The 24,813-nt window shown below is 67.3% G+C and carries 21 protein-coding genes; 4 read left to right on the forward strand and 17 right to left on the reverse strand.

What is annotated here, in order from left to right; translation table 11 throughout:
- Window positions 1-79: 79 nt before the first annotated feature.
- From whiA to AB0O89_RS00625, 5 genes are all read right to left on the reverse strand, one after another.
- Window positions 80-1,057: a DNA-binding protein WhiA gene (whiA, locus tag AB0O89_RS00605; protein WP_292711304.1), complete on the reverse strand. Its 978-nt coding sequence runs from the start codon at window positions 1,055-1,057 to the stop codon at window positions 80-82.
- Between the two features lie 95 nt (window positions 1,058-1,152).
- Complete coding sequence (gene rapZ / locus AB0O89_RS00610) at window positions 1,153-2,031, reverse strand: RNase adapter RapZ (RefSeq protein WP_300592554.1); 879 nt, start codon at window positions 2,029-2,031, stop codon at window positions 1,153-1,155.
- A gap of 71 nt (window positions 2,032-2,102) precedes the next feature.
- Window positions 2,103-4,061, reverse strand: coding sequence for an excinuclease ABC subunit UvrC (gene uvrC / locus AB0O89_RS00615; protein ID WP_300592538.1), 1,959 nt, complete (start codon window positions 4,059-4,061; stop codon window positions 2,103-2,105).
- Window positions 4,062-4,063: 2 nt separating this feature from the next.
- Window positions 4,064-6,970: an excinuclease ABC subunit UvrA gene (gene uvrA / locus AB0O89_RS00620; RefSeq protein WP_363493286.1), complete on the reverse strand. Its 2,907-nt coding sequence runs from the start codon at window positions 6,968-6,970 to the stop codon at window positions 4,064-4,066.
- A gap of 84 nt (window positions 6,971-7,054) precedes the next feature.
- Window positions 7,055-7,303 (reverse strand): hypothetical protein, encoded by a 249-nt coding sequence (locus AB0O89_RS00625; RefSeq protein ID WP_300592557.1) that lies wholly within the window; start codon window positions 7,301-7,303, stop codon window positions 7,055-7,057.
- Window positions 7,304-7,334: 31 nt separating this feature from the next.
- Here AB0O89_RS00625 and AB0O89_RS00630 point away from each other — a divergent pair, with 31 nt between their 5' ends.
- Window positions 7,335-7,781 (forward strand): MarR family transcriptional regulator, encoded by a 447-nt coding sequence (locus AB0O89_RS00630; RefSeq protein WP_363493288.1) that lies wholly within the window; start codon window positions 7,335-7,337, stop codon window positions 7,779-7,781.
- A 164-nt stretch (window positions 7,782-7,945) separates the two neighbouring features.
- Here AB0O89_RS00630 and AB0O89_RS00635 read toward each other — a convergent pair whose 3' ends face one another.
- Window positions 7,946-8,371 (reverse strand): VOC family protein, encoded by a 426-nt coding sequence (locus AB0O89_RS00635; RefSeq protein ID WP_363493290.1) that lies wholly within the window; start codon window positions 8,369-8,371, stop codon window positions 7,946-7,948.
- Between the two features lie 10 nt (window positions 8,372-8,381).
- Window positions 8,382-10,463, reverse strand: coding sequence for an excinuclease ABC subunit UvrB (uvrB, locus tag AB0O89_RS00640; protein ID WP_363493292.1), 2,082 nt, complete (start codon window positions 10,461-10,463; stop codon window positions 8,382-8,384).
- 79 nt (window positions 10,464-10,542) lie between these two features.
- On the opposite strand from uvrB, the gene AB0O89_RS00645 reads away from it, so the two are divergent.
- Window positions 10,543-11,172 (forward strand): DUF4126 domain-containing protein, encoded by a 630-nt coding sequence (locus tag AB0O89_RS00645; protein WP_292734825.1) that lies wholly within the window; start codon window positions 10,543-10,545, stop codon window positions 11,170-11,172.
- Here AB0O89_RS00645 and coaE read toward each other — a convergent pair.
- The 10 genes from coaE to AB0O89_RS00695 all read right to left on the reverse strand — a co-directional run bounded on the left by coaE (window position 11,112) and on the right by AB0O89_RS00695 (window position 21,676).
- Window positions 11,112-11,732: a dephospho-CoA kinase gene (gene coaE / locus AB0O89_RS00650; protein ID WP_292734704.1), complete on the reverse strand. Its 621-nt coding sequence runs from the start codon at window positions 11,730-11,732 to the stop codon at window positions 11,112-11,114. The genes AB0O89_RS00645 and coaE overlap by 61 nt on opposite strands.
- 2 nt (window positions 11,733-11,734) lie before the next feature.
- The gene (locus AB0O89_RS00655) at window positions 11,735-12,955 is read right to left on the reverse strand and encodes a hypothetical protein (RefSeq protein WP_292734707.1); all 1,221 of its coding nucleotides are present in this window, start codon (window positions 12,953-12,955) and stop codon (window positions 11,735-11,737) included.
- The gene (locus tag AB0O89_RS00660) at window positions 12,952-14,604 is read right to left on the reverse strand and encodes an ATP-binding protein (protein ID WP_363493295.1); all 1,653 of its coding nucleotides are present in this window, start codon (window positions 14,602-14,604) and stop codon (window positions 12,952-12,954) included. The genes AB0O89_RS00655 and AB0O89_RS00660 overlap by 4 nt, the downstream gene beginning before the upstream one ends.
- Before the next feature lie 174 nt (window positions 14,605-14,778).
- Window positions 14,779-15,414 carry a hypothetical protein gene (locus AB0O89_RS00665; protein WP_363493297.1) on the reverse strand — a complete coding sequence of 212 codons (636 nt, stop codon included), beginning with the start codon at window positions 15,412-15,414 and terminating at the stop codon, window positions 14,779-14,781.
- Window positions 15,415-15,495: 81 nt separating this feature from the next.
- Window positions 15,496-16,104 (reverse strand): alkylhydroperoxidase domain protein, encoded by a 609-nt coding sequence (locus AB0O89_RS00670; RefSeq protein ID WP_363493298.1) that lies wholly within the window; start codon window positions 16,102-16,104, stop codon window positions 15,496-15,498.
- Entirely contained in the window at window positions 16,101-16,721 is a 621-nt protein-coding gene (locus AB0O89_RS00675; RefSeq protein WP_363493300.1) for a CMD domain protein, read from the reverse strand. The genes AB0O89_RS00670 and AB0O89_RS00675 overlap by 4 nt, the downstream gene beginning before the upstream one ends.
- 41 nt (window positions 16,722-16,762) lie before the next feature.
- A complete protein-coding gene (locus AB0O89_RS00680; protein WP_363493301.1) occupies window positions 16,763-17,521 on the reverse strand; it encodes an ABC transporter ATP-binding protein in 759 nt (252 codons plus the stop codon).
- Complete coding sequence (locus AB0O89_RS00685) at window positions 17,518-18,453, reverse strand: ABC transporter ATP-binding protein (RefSeq protein WP_363493303.1); 936 nt, start codon at window positions 18,451-18,453, stop codon at window positions 17,518-17,520. Before AB0O89_RS00685 ends, AB0O89_RS00680 begins: the two co-directional genes overlap by 4 nt.
- Window positions 18,450-20,504 (reverse strand): ABC transporter permease, encoded by a 2,055-nt coding sequence (locus tag AB0O89_RS00690; protein WP_363493305.1) that lies wholly within the window; start codon window positions 20,502-20,504, stop codon window positions 18,450-18,452. Before AB0O89_RS00690 ends, AB0O89_RS00685 begins: the two co-directional genes overlap by 4 nt.
- A gap of 11 nt (window positions 20,505-20,515) precedes the next feature.
- Window positions 20,516-21,676, reverse strand: coding sequence for an ABC transporter substrate-binding protein (locus AB0O89_RS00695; protein ID WP_292711253.1), 1,161 nt, complete (start codon window positions 21,674-21,676; stop codon window positions 20,516-20,518).
- A 248-nt stretch (window positions 21,677-21,924) separates the two neighbouring features.
- Here AB0O89_RS00695 and AB0O89_RS00700 point away from each other — a divergent pair, with 248 nt between their 5' ends.
- Together AB0O89_RS00700 and AB0O89_RS00705 are read left to right on the forward strand one after the other, a co-directional pair.
- Complete coding sequence (locus AB0O89_RS00700) at window positions 21,925-23,946, forward strand: FAD/NAD(P)-binding protein (RefSeq protein WP_363493307.1); 2,022 nt, start codon at window positions 21,925-21,927, stop codon at window positions 23,944-23,946.
- On the forward strand, window positions 23,943-24,650 hold the full coding sequence (locus tag AB0O89_RS00705; protein WP_363493309.1) for an SDR family oxidoreductase: 708 nt from the start codon (window positions 23,943-23,945) through the stop codon (window positions 24,648-24,650). The genes AB0O89_RS00700 and AB0O89_RS00705 overlap by 4 nt, the downstream gene beginning before the upstream one ends.
- Window positions 24,651-24,813 lie beyond the last annotated feature (163 nt).

A 24,813-nucleotide genomic window follows, 5' to 3' on the forward strand; every position in this document is an offset into this window, starting at 1 on the left:
TAGTGAGGCGGAGCACCCACTCGGCGGGTCTTGCGCGAGAAGACAACAGCCGTTACGTCGCGGTCACCTAGCGGCTGACTCAGTCCAGGGCGCTGGCAGGAACGGCGGATTCCGTTCCGGGAATGCCCTCGGCTGCCGCCTTCTTGTCGGCCATCGCGAGAAGGCGACGGATGCGGCCGGCCACGGCGTCCTTTGTGAGCGGCGGATCGGCGTGGTGACCCAGCTCGTCGAGACTCGCGTCGCGGTGCGCGAGCCGCAGATCACCGGCCTCGCGCAGGTGATCCGGGATGTCTTCACCGAGGATCTCGAGCGCTCGCTCCACGCGTGCACACGCGGCCACCGCGGCCTGAGCCGAGCGACGCAGGTTCGCGTCGTCGAAGTTCACGAGCCGGTTGACGCCGGCGCGAACCTCCCGACGCTGACGCATCTCGTCCCAGTGTGCAGCGACCTGGCGTGCACCCATGACGGCCAGTGCCGTGCGGATGGCATCCCCTTCGCGTACGACAACGCGCGGTGCACCGCGCACCTCGCGCGCCTTCGCGCCGATGCCGAGACGGTGCGCTGCCCCGACCAGGGCCATCGCCGCTTCCGAGGAGGGGCACAGCACATCCAGCGACGCGGATCGTCCGGGGTCGGTCAGGGCGCCGGCGCCCAGGAATGCGCCGCGCCATACGGCGGCGAGGTCGCCGCGCGAACCCGTCGTGAGCTTGTTGGGAAGACCCCGCACGGGCCGGCGCCGCTGGTCGAGCAGGCCGGTTTGACGAGCAAGCGTCTCTCCCCCGTCGATGACGCGCACCGCGAAGAGGGCCCCTGCCCGCGAACCGGATCCCTGCGTCTGGACGATCTCGGGCCGGACGCCGTAGATCTCCATGAGCTCTCGGGCGACCCGCCGAGCAAGCGCCTCCGAGTCGACCTCGGCCTCGACAGCGACGCGGTTGGCGATGGAGTGGAGGCCTCCGGCGAAGCGGAGCAGTGATGTCAACTCAGCGACCCGGGCGCTGGGAAGCGGATCCCGGACTGCGATGAGCTCTGCTTTGACATCGGCCGTCAGCGACACGGGGCTCCTTTCGAGGGTGCCGGCACGGCCGGCGGATGACGCTCTAGCCTACTCGGGCGCACCCCTCGAATTCTCGGCTGTCTCCTGGTTCGGCGCTACTCTCGGCCGAGGTCGCGGTGCTTCACACGCACGGCGACCCCTGCCTCGTCGGCCAGTCGCCGGGCGAGTTCTTCGACCACCACGACCGAGCGGTGCTTGCCTCCCGTGCAGCCGACAGCGACGACCGAATGCCGCTTGTTCTCCCGCTGATAGCCCTGCAGCACGGGCTGGAGGGCTGCGGCGTACGCATCCACAAACTCCCGGGCACCGGGCTGGGCGAGCACGTACTCACGCACCTGCGGGTCCTGCCCCGTGAAAGCACGAAGCGAGGGGTCCCAGTACGGATTGGGTAGAAACCGCATGTCGGCGACCATGTCGGCATCCGTCGGCAAACCGTATTTGAAGCCGAAGCTCATGATCGTGAGCATGTGGCGAGCTGCGCCCTCATCCGAGAAGAGCTCGAAGATCCGCGTCGCGAGTTGGTGCACGTTCAGCGAGGTCGTGTCCACAACGATGTCGGCGCGTTCCCGAATCTCCGAGAGCCGATCTCGCTCGGTGCGGATGCCGTCGATGAGAGTGCCTTCGCCCTGAAGGGGATGCGGGCGTCGCACGGCTTCGAATCGCCGCACGAGCACATCGTCTGAGGCGTCGAGGAAGACGATCCGCACGTTGCGGCGCGAGCGCAACTCCCCGACCTCGGCCGGAAGGGCGGTGAACAGGTCCCGGCCGCGAACGTCGACGACGGCGGCGACTTTCGGCAGCGCGGATGCCGCGATCTCGGACAACTCGAGCATCGGCTTGAGCATCTGCGGTGGCAGGTTGTCGACGACATACCAGCCGAGGTCTTCGAGGGCGTTTGCAGCAGTTGAGCGCCCGGCGCCGGACATTCCGGTCAGGATGAGCACATCACTCGTTGTGGCTGTCGTCTGGTCCATCGGGACCTCTCGTCCTGTGGTGGCGCGGTCTGCGGGCTCGTCAGGCACCGGGCCTCCCGAGCACGGCCAGCCTATCGACTCGCCAGGTGCGCGTGGATCGTGGCGGCAAGCTTCGGGCCGACGCCGGGAAGTTCCTGAATCTCCTCGGGCGTTGCGTTCTTGAGCGCGGTGACCGATCCGAAGTGGCGAAGCAACGCCCGGATACGGGCATCGCCGAGCCCGGGGATCTCGGCGAGCACGGTCTGGATGTCGCGCTTGCGCCTTCCTCGCTGCTTGGTGATAGCGAAGCGGTGGGCTTCGTCGCGCAACCGCTGCAGGAGGTACAGCGCCTCGCTGGTGCGCGGCAGGATCACCGGATAGTCCTCTCCGGGGAGCCACACCTCCTCGAGACGCTTGGCGATGCCGCACAGAGCGATCTCGGAATGGCCCGCGTCGGCTAGCGCCCGTGCCGCGGCGTTGACCTGTGGCTTGCCGCCGTCGACGACGAGCAGCTGTGGGCGGTAGGCGAAGCGGGGGCGGCTGCGGGCCGTCACGACGGTACCCTCGGCGGTCGGATCCGAGCTGACGGATGGCTCGGTCGCGGCATCCGTCTCGCCCGTCGCGGTTTCGGTGTCAGGCGCCGCATCCCGCTCGTCGTCGATATATGCAAGTCGGCGCATGAGCACTTGATAGAGCGAGTCGGTGTCGTCGGTGGTCTGCGCAACACCGAAGCTTCGGTACTGGTCCTTGCGTGGCAGCCCGTCTTCGAACACGACCATGGAGGCCACCACATTCGTGCCGCTGAGGTGCGAGACGTCATAGCACTCGATCCGCAGCGGCGCTTCGTCGAGACCCAGCGCCTCCTGCAGATCGGTCAGCGCCTGAGAACGCGCGACATAGTCGCTCGTGCGCCGTGTCTTGTGCAGCAGAAGCGCCTGTTGCGCGTTGAGCGCTGCGTTCTTCATGAGGTCGGCCTTCGCGCCGCGCTGCGCGATCTGAATCGTGACGTTTGTGCCACGCTTCTCGCGAAGCCAAGCCTCTAGTTCCGCGGCGTCGTCAGGAAGCGCGGGAACGAGCACCTGCTTGGGGATGTCGGCACGGCCCGAGGGACCGTAGGTCCGCTGCAGGATCTGGTCGACGAGCTCTCCCCCGCTGATGTCCAGTTCCTTCTCGATCGTCGTTGCCCGCACTCCACGCACGCGCCCGCCGCGGATGACGAAGTGCTGCACGGCGGCGGCGAGTTCGTCCTCCGCAATGCCGAACAGGTCGGCATCCGTGTCATCGGGCAGCACGAGCGCACTCTTGTTGAGCACCGCCTCGATGGCCTGGAGCCGGTCGCGAAAGACCGCTGCAGACTCGTAGTCCATCGCTGCTGACGCTTCCTTCATCCGGGCCGTCAGCTGCCGGGTGAAGCGCTGATCACCACCGGACATGAACGCGACGAAGTCGTCGACAATCGCGCGGTGCTCCTCGATCGTCACGCGGCCCGAGCACGGTCCGCCACAGCGGCCGATCTGGCCGGGGAAGCAGGGGCGACCGGTGGCCATCGCTCGCTTGTATGACGAGTCGCTGCAGGTGCGAATCGGGAACACCTTGATCATGAGGTCGATGACCTCATGCACCGCCCACACCTTGGGATACGGACCGAAGTACTTCGCGCCGCGGATCTTGTGGTTTCGCGTCACCATGACCCTCGGAGCTTCATCGGCGAGGGTCACTGCCATGTACGGATAGGACTTGTCATCCTTGTACCGCACGTTAAACGGCGGCGAGAACTCCTGGATCCACATGTACTCCAGTTGCAGTGCCTCGACGTCGCTGCCGACCACCGTCCACTCGACGCCGGTGGCCGTGGTGACCATCCGTCTGGTGCGCTCGTGGAGAGTGTGTAACGGCGCGAAGTAGTTCGAGAGCCTGGCCCGCAGGTTCTTCGCCTTGCCGACGTAAAGGATGCGGCCGGCGTCGTCGCGGAACCGATACACGCCCGGATTGGTCGGGATCTCCCCCGGCGCCGGCCGGTAGGCGAGCTGGGGGTGGGTGGCGCGGGCCACGCTCAACCCGCCTTGCGGGCCGCCGGCGCGTCGTGGGCGTCGAAAAGCTCGGCCAGGAACTGTCCGGTGTAGCTCTCGGGAACCGCCGCAACCTGCTCCGGCGTTCCGGTGGCGATGATCTCGCCGCCGCCCGAACCGCCTTCGGGGCCCAGATCGATGATCCAGTCGGCCGACTTGATCACATCGAGGTTGTGCTCGATCACGATCACCGTGTTGCCCTTGTCGACCAGGCCGTTCAGGACCTCCAGAAGGCGACGCACGTCTTCGAAGTGCAGGCCCGTGGTGGGCTCGTCGAGCACGTAGATGCTGCGTCCGTTGCTCCGCCGCTGCAGTTCGGTCGCGAGCTTCACGCGCTGCGCCTCACCACCGGACAGCGTGGTTGCTGACTGGCCGAGCCGCACGTAGCCGAGGCCGACGTCGACCAGGGTCTTCATATACCGATGGATGGCCTGGATCGGCTCGAAGAACTCAGCTGCCTCGGCGATCGGCATCTCGAGGACCTCAGCGATGTTCTTGCCCTTGTAGTGAACCGCGAGCGTGTCGCGGTTGTAGCGCTTGCCGTGGCAGACCTCGCAGTCCACATAAACATCTGGCAAGAAGTTCATCTCGATCTTGATGGTGCCGTCGCCCGAGCACGCCTCGCAGCGTCCGCCCTTCACGTTGAAGCTGAAGCGGCCAGGCTGGTAGCCGCGCGCCTTGGCTTCCGGAGTCTCGCTGAAGAGGGTGCGGATACGGTCGAAGACACCGGTGTAGGTGGCCGGGTTCGAGCGCGGTGTGCGCCCGATCGGGGCCTGGTCGACGTGCACGACCTTGTCGAGGTTGTCGAGACCCGTGACGCGCGTGTGCTTGCCGGGCACCGTTCGTGCTCCGTTGAGCCTCGCGGCGAGCACCTGATACAGGATGTCGTTCACGAGCGAAGACTTGCCCGAACCGCTCACACCCGTCACCGCTGTGAGGACACCGAGCGGGAACTGGGCACTGACCTGCTTGAGGTTGTTCTCGCGGGCGCCGACGACTTCCAGCATCCGCTTCTTGTCGATCTTGCGGCGCTTGCGCGGCGTCGGGATGCTGCGGCGGCCAGCAAGGTAGTCGCCGGTGATCGAGTCGGAGTCGGCGAGGAGCTCGGCCAGGGGCCCGGAGTGCACAACGTGGCCACCGTCGACGCCGGCACGGGGACCGATGTCGACGATCCAGTCAGCGGCGTGGATCGTTTCTTCGTCGTGTTCGACGACGATGAGCGTGTTACCGAGGCCCTTGAGCTTCAGGAGCGTCTCGATGAGGCGACGGTTGTCGCGCTGATGCAGGCCGATCGACGGTTCGTCGAGCACGTAGAGCACGCCGGTCAGTCCCGATCCGATCTGGGTAGCGAGACGGATGCGTTGCGCCTCGCCGCCCGAGAGCGAACCGGCCGAACGGCTGAGGTTCAGATAGTTCAGCCCGACCTGGATAAGGAACTCCAGGCGCGCGCGGATCTCGCGGAGCACCGCGGCGGCGATCATCGCCTCACGCTCGGTGAGTTCAAGATTCGCGAAGTACTGCTGCGCGTCAGCAAGGCTCAGGCGTGAGGCATCCGCGATCGAGTGCCCGTGCACCAGAACTGCGAGCACCTCGGGCTTGAGGCGGTCGCCATTGCAGGCGGGGCACGGCACTTCGCGCAGGTACTCCGACCAGCGCTGGCGCTGCGTGTCTGACTCGGCCTGCACGTACTGGCGCTCGATGTAGGGCACGACGCCCTCGAACCCGGACGTGTACCGCATCTCACGGCCGTAGCGGTTCTTCCACTTGACGTTGACCTTGAAGTTCTCGCCGTGCAGGACCGCGTTCTGAACCTCGGCCGTCAGGTCCCGCCAGGGGGTGTCCAGCGAAAAATCGAGGTCATCAGACAGGCCTTCGAGGAGGCGCTCGTAGTACTGGAACAGCCCCTTGCCCTGCGTCGTCCACGGGATGAGGACGCCCTCGCGGATCGAAAGCTCGGGGTCGCCCAGCATGAGCTCGACATCCACTGACATCCGTGTACCGAGGCCAGAACACGTCGGGCAGGCGCCGAACGGGGCGTTGAATGAGAACGTCCGCGGCTCGATCTCGGTCAGCTGCAACGGGTGACCGTTCGGGCACGAGAGCTTCTCGCTGAACGACTGCCACGCGTCGTCGCCCTCCTCGTCGACGAAGTTGACCTGCATGATGCCGCCGGCAAGGCCGAGCGCGGTCTCGACCGAGTCCGTGACGCGGCTGAGGATGTCGGGGCCAGCGACGAGGCGGTCGACGACTACCGCGATGTCGTGCTTGTAGCTCTTCTTGAGGGTGGGGGGCTCGGCAAGCTGGATGAGGTCGCCGTCGACCACGGCACGGGCGTAGCCCTTCGCAGAGAGCTCTTTGAACAGGTCGACGAACTCCCCCTTTTTCTGGCTCACCACGGGCGCGACGATCTGGTATCGCGTGCGCTCGGGCAGCTCCATGAGCTGGTCGGCGATCTGCTGGACGGTTTGGCGCTGGATCTGCGCACCGCACTCGGGGCAGTGCGGGACCCCGATACGCGCCCACAGCAGACGCATGTAGTCGTGGATCTCGGTGATCGTGCCGACCGTCGAACGCGGGTTGCGGTTGGTGGACTTCTGATCGATCGAGACGGCGGGGCTGAGCCCCTCGATGAAATCGACGTCAGGCCGGTCGACCTGACCCAGGAACTGGCGCGCGTAGGAGCTCAGCGACTCGATATAGCGACGTTGCCCCTCGGCGAAGATCGTGTCGAACGCAAGGCTCGATTTTCCGGACCCCGACAGCCCCGTGAACACGACCAGTGAGTCGCGCGGGATGTCGAGATCGACGTCCTTGAGGTTATGGACGCGGGCGCCGCGAACACTCAGTGTTCCACTGCTGTGGGCATGCGAAGAGACGGGGACGATGGGCACCCGTCAAGTGTAGGTGTGGCCTCCGACATCGGCTCCGGAGTGCGCGTCCGGCGTACCGAACGCCCGGTTCGTGAGTTGGACCCGTCAGGGGCAGTGCATGAGGGGCTTGTCGCCGGAACGATCGAACGTGTGGCGATTCATGGGCTGATGGCACAGCGGGCACGCGCGCTCGGCGCGCTCCTGTGCGGACGGTTCCGGCTCGAGCCGACTCACCTGCGCGGGTCCCGCGACGCGGATGAGGTTCGTGTTGAACCAGGTGTACCAGCCGCCTGCATCGCGCACCCGCTCACGGAGCGGTCGCTTAGGCACCTCATTCGTTCGTGTCACGATTATTAGTGTACTAACTAATTGATAGACTGGCCACATGTCCGACGAGGAAGATCTGCTGAAGCTCGACAACCAGGTGTGCTTCGCGCTGGTGACGGCAGCGCGGAACGTCGTGTCGATCTACCGACCGATCCTCGAGCCGCTCGGGCTGACGCATCCGCAGTACCTCGTGATGCTCGCGCTGTGGGAGCAATCACCCAGATCACTGGGCGAGCTCGCCGAGGAACTCGCGATGGAGCCGGCGACCCTCTCCCCCCTCGTCAAGCGGCTCGAAGGCCAGGGTCGTGTGACACGTACCCGGCGACTGGAGGACGAGCGCGTTCTCGACATCGGCTTGACCCCGCAGGGTCGAGCGTTGCGCCAGCAGGCACTCGAGGTGCCACGACGCATCATGGCGGTGACCGGGCTGGGGATCGAACAGCTCAAAGACCTCCGCGACGGCTTGCAACCGTTCGCGGGACGGATGCCGCACCTCGCCGGCTGAGGCATCCGTCCGTCCCGCCCCGTCGGGCCAGGCTCGGATGCAGGTTGTCGCAACGGCGCAGGATCTACTCGACACGCCGAGATCACACCCCCGACCCCGGCGCGTCGGCCCATCCATGCGCCGTTACGACAGGCCGGGCCACTCAGCCGCTGGCAGCCTGGCGGCTATGATCCGATCGTGATGCGGCCGGCGCCGTCGAGCGGCCAGCCGGGATTGTGCGCCACCTCCCACGGATGACCATCGGGGTCGATGAAGACACCGGAATAGCCTCCCCACGGCGTTGCGGCGCCGGGACGCCCAAGCCGGGCACCGGCCGCCACCGCGGCGCTGAGGATCGAATCCACATCGGCGGGTGACCGCACGTTATGGGCGAGAGTCACGCCGCCCCACCCGCCGGCGTCGTCGACCATCGAGTCCGCAGCGAGTTCGGCACGGCTCCAGAGCGCGAACGCGAAGCCGTCGAGCTGGTAGAAGGCCACGACGCCGGGAACCGAACCCGGATGCGGTTCCCACCCCAGCCCGCGATAGAAGGCGATCGCACGCTCGAGGTCGGCGACGCCGAGAGTGATGAGGCTCAGGCGCTGTTCCATCTGTCCCCCGCTATGCGTGGCCGGCGCGTTCCATGGCCCGCAGTTCCTTCTTCAGGTCCTGCAGTTCATCGCGCAGGCGTGCGGCAAGCTCGAACTTCAGCTCCCCGGCTGCGGCGAGCATCTGGTCGGAGATATCTCCGATCATCGCCTCGAGCTGAGTCGCGCCCTCGGCTGCGATCCCCTCGCGGCGCAGGTTCGGCGTGGGGCTCTTGCCCTTGCCGTTCTTGGATGCCGCGGCATCCTTGCGGTTCAGCATCGCCTTCGTGTCGGCGCCCTCTCGAATCAGGGCATCGGTAATGTCGGCGATCTTCTTGCGCAGCGGCTGCGGGTCGATGCCGTGTTCCTTGTTGTACGCGACCTGCTTTTCGCGACGACGGTCGGTCTCGTCGATCGCCGCGCGCATCGAGTCGGTGATCGTGTCGGCGTACATGTGCACCTGCCCCGACACGTTTCGGGCGGCTCGACCGATCGTCTGAATGAGCGATGTTCCCGACCGCAGGAACCCTTCCTTGTCGGCATCCAGGATCGACACGAGCGAAACCTCCGGAAGGTCGAGGCCTTCGCGAAGGAGATTGATGCCGACCAGGACGTCGTAGACGCCCTGACGCAGCTCGCTCAGCAGCTCGACACGGCGAAGGGTGTCGACATCCGAGTGCAGATAGCGCACCCGCACACCGTGCTCGCCGAGGAAGTCGGTGAGTTCCTCGGCCATCTTCTTCGTGAGGGTCGTCACGAGCACGCGCTCGTCACGCTCGACACGAATGCGGATCTCCTCGAGCAGGTCATCGATCTGGCCCTTGGACGGTTTGACGACGATCTCTGGGTCCACGAGCCCGGTGGGGCGGATGATCTGCTCGACGACACCGTCAGCGATCCCCATCTCGTACCGCCCGGGAGTGGCGGAGAGGTAGACGGTCTGCCCGACCCGGTTCTTGAACTCGTCGAAGCGCAGCGGCCGGTTGTCGAGCGCGGACGGCAGGCGGAAGCCGTGGTCCACGAGGGTGCGCTTGCGTGAGGCATCCCCCTCGTACATCGCCCCAATCTGCGGCACGGTGACGTGCGATTCGTCGATCACGAGCAGGAAGTCGTCGGGGAAGAAGTCGAGGAGGGTGTGTGGCGGCTCGCCCTGTTGGCGGCCGTCGAGATGCCGCGAGTAGTTCTCGATACCCGAGCAGAAGCCCAGCTGCTGCAGCATCTCGAGATCGAACGTCGTGCGCATCCGTAGCCGCTGGGCCTCCAGCAGCTTCTGCTGCGACTCGAGCTCTTTCAAACGCACCGCGAGTTCTTCTTCGATCGTGCCGATCGCGCGCTGCACCGTGTCGGTTCCGGCCACATAGTGCGAGGCCGGGAAGATCGGCACCGAGTCCATCTTCTGGATGACGTCCCCAGTCAGCGGATGCAGCAAATAGAGAGCCTCGATCTCGTCACCGAACAGCTCGATGCGGATCGCGTATTCCTCATAGACCGGGATGATCTCGATCGTGTCGCCGCGGACCCGGAAGTTGCCGCGCGAAAAGTCGACGTCGTTGCGGTTGTACTGCATCGCGATGAACTTGCGGATGAGGGCGTCGCGGTCGTACCGCTCCCCCACCTGTAGCGCGACCATGGCCCGCAGGTACTCCTCGGGCGCACCGAGGCCGTAGATGCACGACACCGTCGAGACCACGACCACGTCGCGGCGCGAGAGCAGCGAGTTCGTGGTGGAGTGGCGAAGCCGCTCGACCTCGGCGTTGATCGACGAGTCCTTCTCGATGAAGGTGTCTGTCTGCGGGACGTAGGCCTCGGGTTGGTAGTAGTCGTAGTACGAAACGAAGTACTCGACGGCGTTGTTGGGCATGAGCTCACGGAACTCGTTGGCTAGCTGGGCCGCAAGGGTCTTGTTGTGGGCCATCACGAGCGTGGGCCGCTGCACCTGCTCAATGAGCCAGGCCGTCGTTGCGGACTTTCCGGTACCAGTAGCGCCCAGCAGCACGACATCCGTTTCGCCGGCGTTGATGCGCGCCGCGAGTTCGGCGATCGCCTGCGGCTGGTCACCTGACGGGGAGTACTCGCTGACGACTTCGAAGGGCCTGACGGATCGTGTGGTCTGCACTCCTCCAGCGTAGGCGGGGGTTCCGACATCGAGGCCGCCCGGCATTTCGGTGGGCGCAAAGGATGCCTACTCTGGAGGCGTGCTCGAGTTCTTCGTGGGATCCGGTCTTGCCGCAGCAGCGGGGCTGAACGCTTGGATGCCGCTGCTGGTGCTCGGGCTCGCGAACCGCTTCTTCGACGCGATCGAGCTGCCGGCGGGGTGGGCCTGGCTGTCGAGTGACATCGCCCTCTGGATCATCGGGGCGCTGCTCGTCCTGGAAATCGTCGCCGACAAAGTGCCGGTGGTGGACTCCATCAACGATGCGGTGCAGACCGTCATCCGGCCCGCATCCGGAGGAATCGCGTTCGGCGCCGGAGCAAGCGCCGAGACCGTGCGCGTGGATGACCCCAGTGCGTTCTTCGCGAATCAGAACTGGGTGGCCATCGGCATCGGGGTTGCGATTGCGCTCGCCATCCACGTGGTGAAGGCATCCATTCGCCCGGTCGCGAACGCGGCGACGGCCGGAGTCGCAGCGCCGATAGTGAGCACCGTCGAGGATGTCTCGAGCCTCGCACTCTCGATCTTCGCGATCGTGCTGCCGATCCTCGGATTCCTGTTGCTGATCGGCGCGATCGTGGCTGCAATCGTGGTGATTCCGCGCTGGCGACGTCAGCGGGACCGGCGGGCCGCGATCCGCAACGGCAACGCCTCCCAGAGCACGTCGACCTGATCTCGGGTCTGCGCGAGCGTCCCCGCCGTGTCGATCACGACGTCGGCGATCGCAAGTCGCGCATCGTCGGGAACCTGCGATCCGATTCGGGATGCAGCCTCCTGCGGACTCATGCCGCGAAGCTCTACCAGGCGCTGTTCGCGAAGCTCGGCGGGGGCGTGTGCGACGACGACCAGTTCCCACGGGTCATCCACCCGCGCCTCCACCAGCAGCGGCACGTCGTACACGACGACGGCGTCGGGATCGGCGGCAAAGGCCTGCCCGAAGCGGCGAGCCGACTCCTCCCGCACGGCGGGATGAACGATCGCGTTGAGCACGGCGAGCCGGTCCGCGTCTCCGAACACGAGGGAGCCGAGCGCGGCGCGGTCGAGCGCTCCGTCGACCGTGAGGATGCCGTCACCGAATTCTTCGGCGATGCGGTCGAGCACCGGCGACCCGACGCTCTGGACGTCGCGGACGACCTGATCGGCGTCCACGACCACGGCGCCGAGCTCGGACAGCCGTGATGCCACGGTGGATTTGCCCGCCGCGATTCCCCCGGTGAGTGCGATGAGGGGCATGATCAGCTCCCCGCCGGTGCTGACGTCGGCGCGTCGGGACCCACGGAGGCGGGCGGGTTCGAGCGCGGCGGTTCTGCGATCAGCACCGAGATGTCGCCGGTCTTGGCCGAACGGGTGGATGCCGCATCCGCTGCGTCGATGAGCGCGCCGGCGCCGTAGCCGAAGTCGTGGGTCACGGCGACGCCGATGCCGACGACCGGGACCACGGCGTCGGGGACGGTGCGCAGAGCCTCGAACACGGCGGTGGCGAGTCGGGATGCCTGCCGTCGCGCCTCGCTCGCGTCCCAGGATGTGTCGCACACCCACAACACCGTGGCGCCGTCATCGCCGATGACAGCGAGCGGTTCGACAGTGCGCCGCACGGCATCGCGGGCTGCGACAGCGACGTGGCGCCCGACCTCGTTCCCGAAGGCCTTCGCGATGAACGGCAGGTCATCGATGCGCATCGCGATGACGCCGACCCCGATGCCCTTCTCTTCGGCGCGTTCAAGCACGTCAGTGACCGTCGCACGGAACTGCGGTTCTGTCAGGATGCGGTCGCTTCCGTCAACTGCCACGAGGTTGGTGTACCCCCGCATCCCTGCGCGGCCCGCACGCAGGATGGAGGTGACGATCGCCGCAGTGATGACGAGCGTGATCGTGACGAAGCTCGCCGGGACTGTGGAGAACCACGCCTGAAACACGGGATCATCGGGTCCGCGCAGGAGGAAGACGAGGGCCCTCGCGGCCGTATAGAGCGCCTCGATCACGAGCACGATGGCGAGGGCAATGGTCGTGCGGGTCTGCGCCAATCGACCGCGTGCGGTCTCCCATACGCCAAACGATGCCAGCACCGCCAGCGCGGCATACATCCAGACAACCCCTGCCCAGTCGCCGCCTTGCGGACCCTCGACAACGACGGCGATGAACGCAACAGCCATGCCCACACCGACCGTGCCGTAGGCCCAGCCGATGCGGTGTCCGTTGTAGCTGCGGCATCCGATCCAGATGAACCCCGTGGCCGCCACGAATGCCGCGTTTCCGGCGGCTACCGCGATCCATCCCCCACCGGCTGCCCAGATCGCGTAGGCGATGGTGGTCAGGATGCCGGCGAGAAAGGCGATCGACCAGTGCCGACCCGACACCTCGTCACGGCGAATGAGGGTTTCGGAGATGTAGATGATCCCGACGATCAGCACGACCGCTGCCGTCATGACGCTGACCGAGTAGAGGTCGAGAGTCATCTCGTCGCCTCCATGTCGGAGCGGCCCGCCGTGGTGATCGCGCCCGACATGTTGAGTGCCTCTTCGGGGTCGATCGGCGGCAGCGGAACGTCGACCTGGGCGGGAACCCGCACGAGGAAGACAGAACCGACGCCCTGCTCGCTGCCGACGATGATCTCTCCGCCGTGCGCGCGAACGATGTCGCGGCAGATCGCAAGACCGAGGCCCGTGCCGCCGACGTCGGTTCGGGCCCGGAAGAATCGCCGGAAGAGGCGGCTCTGGTCATCGGGCGACAGGCCGATCCCGTCATCGCGCACCAGCAGGTATGACGCGACGTCATCGCCGTAGACGGCTAGCTGCACCGATCCTCCTTCGCGCCCGTACTTGATGGCGTTACTGATGAGGTTGTCGGCGACTTGGCGCATCCGTGCCGGGTCCACGTAGGCATGCGTGGGTTGCACGTCGTCGGCGAAAATCGTGATCCGCCGCTCGAGCGCGGAGGGTTCCCACGCCTCGGCGGACGCCAGCACGAGCTGCTGAAGGTCGACGTTCTCGGGCGACACCGTCACATCGACTGTCGATTTCGACGACGACGTGGCCGAGAGGATGTCGGAGATGATCTGGATCATCCGTTCGGCGTTCTGCGTGGCCACGTCGAGGTCGCCACGTACCTTCTCGGGGATGCCCTCCGTCTCCAGCGCCCGGTCGAGATAGCCGACGATGGCGGTCAGCGGCGCGCGCAGTTCGTGCGACACCGATGCAACCACGTTGTCGCGAGCGAGGAGCGCGGTGCGCTCGGCGGTGACATCTCGCGAGATCACGACGGTGCCGGCATCCGCTCCCTGGGTGTCTCGCAGGCGCCGCGTCGTCACGCTCAGGGCCCGTCGCGTGGTGTCGGGAGCACCGAACCAGACGATCTGGTTGTCGAAGACCTCGCCCCGCTGCGCGCGAGCAACCGGCATCCGTTCCGGGACGAGGGGGGTCTGGCCGTCGGCGTCGAATGCCGGGAGGCGGTTGTGTCCGTCGGCGCTGATGAGCGCGTGCTGCATCCGCGCGTGAGCCTCGTTGGTGACCGTGACTGCACCGTCCGGTGAGATTCGGATGACGCCGAAGTCCACCGAGTCCAGAACCTGGGTGACCAGCTGCTCCTGATGCTGGGTGCGTTCCAGGCTCTGTCCGAGCACCAGTGCCTGTTTGTCGAGCAGCGTCCGCTGCGCGGCGAAGCGGCGCAGACTGAAGTACGCCCCGGCCGAAACAGCAAGGGTCACGATCGGTAGGAGAATCAGCGCAAAGCTGAACGCCGACTCCTTGCCGGCGGCGATCACCCACCCATACGAGACCCAGACGAACAGATTCGCCGCGAGGAACCCCGCCAATCCCAATGACGCAGACAGCCACATCACGGGAAAGAGCCACAGCAACGCAATACCGGACTCGGGGAAGGCGGCCCGCATGAACAGGATCGCGACGACGTCGATCACCGGGACGATACCCACGGCCCACGGCGAGATCGCGTTCCACGGAACGAGCATCGTCACGATCGTCATGACGAACACCATCGCGACACCGACGAAGAACAGCGTGAGATCCCCCGGGATGGCGGCGATGATCGCAAACGCGGTGATGACCAGAACGACGACGGCGAGCATCACCTGCTGCAGCACTGCCATGCGTGCTTCGGTGCCGTCGCGGCGCAGGGCGAAGTCGTCAGCAAGAGAGCGCCACAAAGTACTTCGACCTGCTGCGTGGCCCGAACCTCGGCGTGCAGAGCCGGTTCCCACCTTCCCCATACATGAACGTTATCGCGCAGGCGGGGCGGGTGGAGTCCTCCGCACGCCGCTCACTCAGAAACCGAAGTCGCCGAAGTCCCCGAAACCGCCGTCCGCGAACCCCGTGTCCCCGGCTCCGGATGCGTCAGCCCAGCCTGCATCGCCGCCCGTGTCGGTTCCCGCGTCGGCAGTTCCAGAGTCCGTGGCACCGGCGTCGGCAGCGAAGACCGGAGCCATGAAAGCGGACACGAGCGCGGACCCGATGACATACCCGGCGACCGTTCCCAGCAGCGACGAGCCGACCATCGACCCGAAGGATGGTCCCTGGCGCTGGCCGCCGAGGGTGCGCTCCATCGAGCCGGGATTCATGTACTCAGCACGGGTGGCGGCGCGGGCCATGTCGTTCGGGTCGGTCGAGCGCGGTTGCTCGGATGCCGGGAGTGTGGCTGTCATATCGGCAAGAACGTGCTGCCGCTGCTGCTCGGTGAGTTTCGCGAAAGCCTCGGCGTGGACCTGCTCGATCGTCTCAGGCGGCGCTGTGCGCAAGAGGTAGCGGTAACGCTCGATCGCGATCTCGTCCTCGGACTTCGGTGGCGTCGTTGACGGGTAACCCGCAGCGCGAGGTTGATAAGCCCGCTGGCCGTAGGGCTGCGGTGTGGTCTGGCGCGGGTTCTGGGGCTCGGTGCCGAAGAGTCGGTCAAGGAAACCCATAGTGTCCTCCGTGGGGTCGAGTTCGGGGACTCCTGACGCTATCCAGCGCAGCTTTGGGAGGGCTGTGAGATGCGGGCGTTCTCACACCGTCGCCGGCACCCCCGGCTCTCCGATCGAGAGCATGAGACGGTTGGCCCAGTTGAAGAACGACGCCGCAAGGATCGTGTCGAGCACCTCGAGGTCATCGAGACCCGCAGCCTCCAGCGCGGCGAGCTCGGCAGCACCGAACGCGGAGGGAGTCTGCGTCAGCGCGACGCTCGCATCAACAATCGCGTCCCAGCGCTGGTCGACGCGGGCCGTTACTCCCTCGTCCAGGATGCGCTGCACGTCGTCGCGTCTACCCGACTGCTGGGTCGTGAACGCGGAGTGCACAGACGCGCAGTACACGCATCCGTTGACGCGGGATGCCGCGGTCGCGGCAAGTTCGCGCTCGGCGCGCGGCAGCCCGGCATCCGTGTTCAAGAAGATGTCGAGGTCGGCCTTGGTGCGCTCTCGCAGGATGTCGGGGTCGCGGGCCAGCAGCCGGAAGTAGGGATTCTTGACCCGGGATCGCTGCACGAGCGCCTCGTAGTGGTGCGCGGTGACCTCCTCGATCAGCAGCGGCTCCACCCACGGAACCCAGTCGAGGGTCTCTTGCGTGAATCGGGTCGGAGGCACGAGGCCCTCCGGTGCGGGGATGATGGCGCTCACTGGCCGGCTCCTTCCCTGATCGAGGCGGCGGGATCGAGGGCAGCGCGCGCATCCTGCAGCGCACGAAGCCCCGCGACGACGCGCAGCTGGAACGCGAGGAATGCGACGAGCTGCGAGAGCGTGACGATGCCGGTGGCGCTCCACCCGGCATCCTCGAGTCGCTCGAGGTCAGCGGGTGCCGCGTCCCGCGGGTGCAGGGTCAGCAGGTGGGCGTGTTCGAGGGCTGCCGTGAGGCGGTCGCCGAGGATGTAGGTCGACGCGAGGTCCGTGACGGCAAACCGCGGACCGGGAACGCTCTCGGGGACGTTCTCTCCGACGAAGTCCCCGTAGGGACCATGCGGTGCGAGGCGCCCGGCGAGGTCGGCGAGGTTCAGCACGGTCGACACGAGCCGCTCGTCCTCCCGCGCGAGAAGCGCCTGGTAGTAGGCGACGGCGCTGTCTTGCCGGTGCAGTGCCGCGACGAAGGTCGCGACGGCGGCGCGCTCGGCCAGGCTCGCGTGTGCAGTGTCGGCGGGGGCGAACAGCGCGTCATAGCTCCCCTGCGCGTGACGGCGCGACTCGGGGCGCCGCGCGCGGAGCCGGTCGATCGCGGAGTCCGGATCGATTCCCGCGAGCACGTCGATGACATCGATCGTCGGGATGGGTGTCCTTTCGGTGGTCAGGCGACGCTCTGGCCGAGGTAGGCCTCCCGCACCTGCGGGTTGGCGATCAGATCGGATGCCGTGCCTTCCAGGCGCACGGTGCCGCCGGCCAGCACATACCCGCGGTGCGCAATCGAGAGCGCGAGTTCCGCTGCCTGCTCGACCATGAAGACGGCGACCCCCCGCTCGCGGTTGATGCGCTGGATGGTGTCGAGCACCTGATCGACGATGATCGGCGCGAGCCCCATCGTCGGCTCGTCCATGCAAATCAGCCGCGGCCGAGACATCAGGGCACGCGCGAAGGCAAGCATCTGCTGTTCACCACCCGACATCGTGCCGGCCTCTTGACGGCGCCGTTCGGCAAGGCGCGGGAACAGGTCGTACTGTGCCTCGAGGTCCTCGCGCAGGGCGCGAGCGCCACCCCGGCGGGTGTGGGCGCCGACGAGCAGGTTCTCTTCGATCGTCATCTCCGGAAAAACCCGCCGGGCCTCTGGCACGCTCGCGATTCCCGCCCGGACGACGTCCGCCGTCGTGTCGCCGAGGACGCTGCGGCCAGCGAACCTAATCTCGCCGCTGCGGGGCTTCACGAGCCGCAGGATGGCCTTCATCGTGGTCGACTTGCCCGACGCATTGCCGCCGAGGAGCGACACGATCTCGCCCTCGTGGATGCGGTAGCTCACATCCTGCAGGGCGTGGAACTCGCCGTAGTAGACGTTGATGCCCTGCACGTCCAGAAGCGGCTGCGCGGCATCCGTATCGCTGACCTCGATGCTCATCGTGTGCCTCCCTGCCCGCCATCGGTCGGATCGCTCGCCCCGGGGGACTCGATCACGTCTTCGATGTGGTGCGTGCGTGCCACGACGCTCGCGCGGCGCGAACCGAGGTAGGCCTCGATCACCGCGGGGTCGTTCTGCACCTCGTGCGGCGTCCCCTCGGCGATGATGCGGCCGCCATCCATCACGATGACGCGGTCGGAGATCGTCATGACCAGCTCGAGCTTGTGCTCGACGACAACCATCGTCTGCCCTTGGGCTTTGAGGTCGAGCAGCTGGTGCATGACCTCCTTGGTCTCGGAGACGTTCATTCCGGCGGTGGGTTCGTCCAGCAGCAGCAGGCGCGGGTCGGATGCCAGGGCCCTGGCGATCTCGGTGCGCCGACGGTTCGCGTACGACAGGGTCGCGGCGGGGTCGTTCCGGCGCGCCGTGAGCCGTGTCGCGAACCGCTCAAGCTGAGTCGTGACGCGCGCCTGCAGTTCCAGAGCCTCGCGGCGCTGGGCCGGCGTGCCGATGATGGCGAGCACTGTTTCGACGATGAGCGCGATCCAGCGCAGCACGGGAATCGTGCGGACGCGCGCAAGCGGCGCCGACGCGCGCACGAGGGGCGTCTGACCGACGAGCACGTTCTCTTCGACCGTGGCGTTGCCGAAGACGCGACCGTTCTGGAACGTGCGGCGGATGCCGGCGCGGGCGATCACGTCGGGTGTGCGCCCCGTGATAGCGGTCTCGCCGATGGCGATGCTGCCGCGGTCGGGGCGCAGTTCGCCCGAGAGCAGGTTGATCGTGGTGGTCTTTCCCGAGCCGTTCGGGCCGATGATGCTGACGACTTCACCGGGCGCGATGGCGAACGAGACGCCGTCGACGGCGGTCAGCGCCCCGAATGACTTGGCGAGGTCGCTGACCTGCAGAAGGGGCTGGTTCGGAGTGCTCATGAGCGGGTCCCCTCTCCCCCGGCGGCATCCGCTTCCGGGACCGCGCCGGGACCGGCGAGAGTGCCGACGAGCCCCGCGGATGCCGACTGCTCGGCGACCACGGGGGTGCCAGCATCCTTCCGTCGGAACAGTCGGGCGAACGGCAGCGGCAGCGTCCAGATGCCCTGCGGGCGGAACCAGATCAGCAACAGCAGCACGACACCGTAGATGAGCAGGCGCGTTTCGCTGGCGACGCGGAACAGTTCGAGCCCGCCGACCAGCACGATCGAGCCGAGCACGGCGCCGAAGGGCCGCAGCATCGAACCGAGCACGGCGATGATGACGATCTGGAACGACAGGTTCGGGTTGAAGATCTTCGGCTCGACGAATCCGTATTGCGCCGCCCAGAAGGCGCCCGCGACGCCGGCGATGAATCCGCCGACCGCAAACGCGAGCGACTTGTACTGCGGGGTCGCGATTCCCGCCGAGCGGGCCGCCACGTCGTCGTCGCGGATCGCGCGCCACGTGAGGCCCAGGTGCGACTTCCCGAGACGGTGCACGAGCAGGATGAGTACGAGCAGGATGCCGAGCCCCAACGCATAGAACTGCGTGGTCGACGAAATCTGGATGCCGAAGATGTCGGGCAGGGGGATCTGCGCGATTCCGCTGCCGCCGCCGGTGATCGGCGTGGCGACCAGGAGCACGGCCGAGATCGCCGCTCCCGTAGCGAGCGTCGCGATCGCGGGATAGTGGCCGGAGAGCTTCCACGACGGCGCGTTCAGCAGCGCGATCAGCACGGCGGCGACGAGGCCCGCGAGGGGCGCTGCGACCAGGAACGGGAGTCCGGCATCCTTGGTCAGCATCGCCGCCGCGTAGGCACCCAAGGCGACCGGTCCTGCTTGCCCGAGCGAGAGCTGACCCGCAGCGCCGCCGATCACCGTCATCGACAGGGCGATCATCGCGAAGGCGAGGATCTGTACGCCGATCTGCACGGCGTAGCCGTCGAAGACGCCGGGGATCGTCGGAATGAGCGCGAGAGCAATGAGCACGGCGATCTGCCATCGCCGCATGACGACGGGGCGGGCCTGCGCGAAGAAGGTTCCGGTGAGCGGCTCACGGCGCACCGTCTTCTTGCCGAGGATGCCCTCGGGTCGGATCCAGAGCACGAGCAGCAGCGCGCCGAACGTGATCAGTTGGCGTGCCGAATCGCCCCACAGGCCCACGCCGAAGGCTTCGGCGACGCCGAGCACGAGTCCGCCGATGACGGCGCCGAGGAGCGACCCGAGTCCACCGATCGCGGCCGCGGCGATACCGGCGAGCCCGATCTGGAAGCCCTGGGTCGGGGCGATCGTGGTGAAGTATGCGGCGACGAGCACGCCGGCAAGCCCGCCGAGGGCGGCCGAGACCATGAACGCGATCGACTGCACCCGCGCGACGGGCACGCCCATCTGCGCCGCCGCCTCGCGGTCCTGTGAGGTAGCCCGGATCGCGCGTCCGATCTTGGAGTAGCGCAGCACGCCGGCGAGCACGAGCATGAGCGTCACGCTCGTGACCAGGATGACGACATCGATGAGCCGCAGTGTGATGCCGCCGATCTGCCACGTGATGTCGGGAAGGCCCGAGTCGAAGCGGCGCACCTCGGGCCCAAAGACGATCTGGGTGAGGTTGTCGAGGATGATCATCACTGCGATCGTCGCGAGCACCGCCGCGATCGGCGCCTTGCCCGCGAACGGACGGACGGCCACGAGATTGATGAGCCACCCGAGCGCCGCGGTCACGATGATCGCGGCCAGGGCACCGAGCCACAGCGGCATCCCGAGGCTCGAAGTGACCAGCCAGCCGACCATGGCGCCGGCTGCGAACAGCGACCCGTGCGCGAAGTTGACGACGTTCGCAACGCCGATCACGAGCGAAAGGCCCAGCGCCACGAGGGCGTAGGCGTTTCCGTTGATGAGGCCGGCGATGAGCAGGTCGAACACGAGGCTCCAGGGGTCGGGACGGGGCGGTGCGAGTCGGGGGCGGATGCTGAAACGCGAGAGCCCGGATGAACGAGACCCTACGGTCCCGGTCATCCGGTGCGTGCTCAGCCGACCTGGTCGGTGAGGACGAACTGTCCGTCTTCGACGACCAGCCACTGGAAGCGCGGGCTGTCGATACGACGCTCGTCGTTGTAGGTGGCGGTGCCGTAGATGATCGAGGGGATGTCGGTTCCGTCGCGCAGAGCGTTGCGGATGCCCTCACGGTCGAGGGTCTCCGCGTTCTCGGCGGCCCAGGCCAGCTGCTTGAGTCCGTCGTACGCATAGGCGGCGAACAGGTTGGGCGCGTGCCCGAACTCGTCGGTGTAGGCGGTCACGAAGCTCTCGACCGCCGGATCGTCGGACTCGGGGTAGAACGTCGTGTCGACGTACACGCCCTCGGCGGCATCCTGTGCCAGGTCGAGGAACTCGGCCGAGTAGTTCGAGCCGACGGCGAGGAACGGAACGTCCAGGCCCGTCTGCTCGGCCTGCTGCACGAGGAGCGCCGTGGTGCCGTAGTACGTGTAGAAGATCACGACGTCGGGCTTGGCGTCGCGAGCCTGCACGAGCTGCGGGCGGAAGTCGGTCGAGGCCTCTTCCACCGGCGAGCTGTAGACGATCGTGTCGCCGTTGGCCGCGGCCTGGTCTTGCAGCACACCGAACGCCGTGTTGCCCCAGTCGGTGTTGAGGTAGAAGACGGCGATGTTGGAGCCGATCTCGTGCGCGGCATCCTCGATCACTCGCGCCTCGACGGCCTGCGTCACCGACGGGCTGAAGATGTAGTCGCCGGTCGCGGTGAACTCGGGGTGCGAGTTGGTGATGCCCAGCTGCAGCAGACCCGCACGCTGGTAGATCGGGCTCGCGACCATCGAGGTCGCCGACGAGAAGTCACCCAGCACCGCGAGGACCGAGTCATCGCTCACGAAGCGCTGCGCGATCGTCGTCGCCTGGCTTGCCTCGCCCTGGCTGTCTTGGAAGTCGATCTGCACCTCGCGGCCGTTGATGCCGCCGGCGCCGTTGATCTCGTCGAGGGCGATCGCGAAGCCCTCCTGCCAGTTCTCGCCGTACTCGGCCTGGTTGCCGGTCAGGGGCCCGGAGACGCCGAAGACGATCGGTTCGGTGCTGTCGGCATCCGTGCTGCCGCCGCTGCTGGAGGCGCAGCCTGCCGCGACGAGGGCTGTCGCGGTGAGGGCGGCGGCTGCCGCAAGGGTGCGCGTGCGCAGGTTCATGCTGACTCCTGGTGAGAAGGGTGCTGTGGTGCCGTGAGGTACGGCCGGATGCTGCCGCTTTCGTCGAAGCGACCCGGCTATCTTGCGCACGGGGCGCCGGAATCACGCAGCCGGGCCGTCATGAAGCGAAGCATTTCGTCACAATGCCCCGCTTCCGGTGTCACAGATTGCGGTGTTTTCGCGTCCCAAACGACAGTTTGTGACACTCGAGTTCGCGTTTCGGGCAGGAATTGCCTAGACACGAAGGTATGTCTGCCGCCTCCGCGATCGCGCTCGTCGGCGGGGGCCCTCGCGGCGTCTCGCTGCTCGAACGCCTCGTGTCGGCGCTGGCCGAGCTGCCGGAGCACGAGGCCACGCGGGTCGATGTGCACCTGATCGATGATGTCGAGGTGGGCGCTGGGCGCGTGTGGCGCACCGACCAGACTCGCGAGCTGTGCATGAATACGCTCGCGGATGCCGTGACGCTGTTCACTGACGACTCGGTGCAGATGGCCGGCACCGTGCGGCCGGGGCCGACGCTGTATGAGTGGGCGATTCTCGCCGCCCACGCCGAGGCGCCGGATGACCGGACTGGCGAGATCGTGGCAGGAATTCCCGCGCCGCGGCGGGCCGGGTTCGCTGAGTCTCCCGTACGTGAGGGGTTTATCGCCGACTACCGCGACGAGCTAGCGGTGTTGCGCCCGGAGTCGCATCCGAGCCGGTCGCTGTATGGCGAATACATCGCCTGGGCGCTCGCACGGGCGATTCAGGTGGCGCCGGGCGGCGTCACCGTGCACCCGCGCATCGGACGCGTGAGGGCAATCGTCGAACGCGGCGGACGCCAGGTACTGCAGGTCACGGATGCCGAGGGCGCGGCATCCGAGATCGCCGTCGATGCCGTTGTGTTGGCGACCGGGTGGCTCGCGAACCTACCCACCGCCGAGGAGAGCGCACTCGCGGCATCCGTGTCGGCGCGACCCGACCTCGTGTGGGTGGCGCCGGGTAACCCCGTCGACCAGGACCTGTCGCGGGTTCCCGCGGGCGAGGACGTCATCATCCGGGGTCTCGGGATGGGCTTCTTCGACACCGTCACGCTGCTCACGCTCGGGCGCGGCGGGCGGTTCGTCACGGATGCCGCCTCCCCCGGCGGTCTGCGCTATGAGGCGTCCGGGGCCGAGCCGATCCTGTGTGCGACCTCCCCGCGCGGTGTGCCGTATCGGGCCAAGACGCTCTTCGGCAGCCTCCCGCCACGCTCCCCGCAGCGACACCTGCGCGCGCTGCTGGAGGCCGGAGTTGCGCGACCGATCGACGTCGAGGGCCTCCTCTGGCCGGCGATCCGCAAGGACGCGTTCGAGGCGTACTACGAGACGCTGCATCGCGTTCGACCCGAGGCGCTGACCGGCTCGTGGGATGACCTGCGGGAGACGATCGCCGCAGATTCCGGAGACGCGGATTCGTTGGCCGCAGCTGTCGCGCCGTTTGTGGCTAACTCCTCAGATCTGTTCGATCTCGCAGCCGCACTCGACCCGTCGAACCGATCCTTCGCCGATCGCGAGGAGTTCGATGCGTGGGTGGCCGGCTTCCTCGCCGATGACCTGCGCGAAGCCGAGCGCGGTGCCGACTCACCGCTGAAGGCCGCCCTGTGGTCGATCGGATCGGCCCGGCAGCCCGTAAGCCTCGCCGGAGCCTTCGGCGGGTTCGACGCGGCGACCCGGCGCGGAGCGTTCGGACGTCTGCTGTCGATCGGCGGGATGTTCGGCTCCGGCCCGCCGGCGTTTCGCAACCGGCAGCTGCTCGCGCTGCACGCCGCGGGCATCGTGCGCTTCGTCGGTCCACGCCCCGCGCTCAGCATCGCCGACGACGCCTTCCGCGTGGTGTCGACGGAGATCCCGGATGCCGACATCACCGCTCGCACCCTCATCGATGCGTGGATGCACATGCACGATGCCGGCTCCAGCGCGGATCCCCTCGTGCGGTCGCTGACGGATGCCGGACGCCTGCGCGTCTTCCAGGTAGCGGGCCGCGACGGCGAGCTCGGCGCGACCGGCGGCATCGATATCGATCCCGACACGGGCCTGCTCGTCCACGCCGACGGTAGCCTCGATCCCGCCATTCATGTCGCGGGCATCCCCGTCGACGAGGTCGTGCACGACACGATCATCAGCCCGATGCCGGGCACCAATCCGACCATGCTGCGTGAGACCGATCGCGTCGCGCGCAGCGCCGTGCGGATCGCGCTGCGCGCGGCATCCGTTTCGTCCACCGTTTCGCTCGCAAGGAGTTCTGCATGACCGCATCCGATGTTCGCCCCCAAGCCCTCGTGACGGGCGCGACCGGCGGCATGGGCAGTGCGATCGTGCGCGAGCTCGCGCGCACGCACGACGTGATTGCCGTCGGGCGCAGCGCCGATGCACTGAGCGAGTTGGCGGCGCAGACCGGCGCGACCACCTGGACACTGGACATCACGGATGCCGACGCCCTGGCTGCCCGCACTGCCGAGCTCACGCGCCTGGACGTTCTCGTGCATGGCGCCGCGATTGCCGCGGTCCACACCACCGAGACCGCGACTCCCGAGGACTGGGAGCGGCAGTTCGCCATCAACGTGTTCGCTCCGGCCGAGCTCACGCGGCACGTGCTGCCGCTGCTGCGCGAGAGCCAGGGAACCGTCGTGTTCATCGGGTCGGGCGCCGGAACCCGTCCGGTCCCGGGACACGCCATCTACACGGCATCCAAGCACGCGCTTCGAGGCTTTGCCGACGTGCTGCGCATCGACGAGCAGCGCCACCGGGTGCGGGTCGTGACCCTCGCGCCGGGACAGACCGACACCGGGATGCTGCGCACCCAGTCAGCCGAGATGGGAACGCCCTACGAGCCCGAGCGTTACATCAAGCCGTCGTCGGTGGCGGCTACCGTGCGCTTCCTCGTGGATGCCTCCCCCGACGTGCACCTCACCGACATCGCCGTGCGGCCGCGGGTCGAGATCGCCCGCCTCTGACGCACGCTGTCGCCCGGTGCGGCGGCGAGCCGACGTTCGCAGAATCGCGCGAACTTCGCACTCCTGCCCGCAATGCCTGCGACATACGCGCGATTCTGCGAGGTTCGTGACGTCGGCCGCGCGCGACTCGGCGGCCACAGAGACCGGATGCCGTCACGAATCG

This window comes from Microbacterium sp. NPDC076895 (genome assembly GCF_040687115.1).
Lineage (GTDB): Bacteria > Actinomycetota > Actinomycetes > Actinomycetales > Microbacteriaceae > Microbacterium.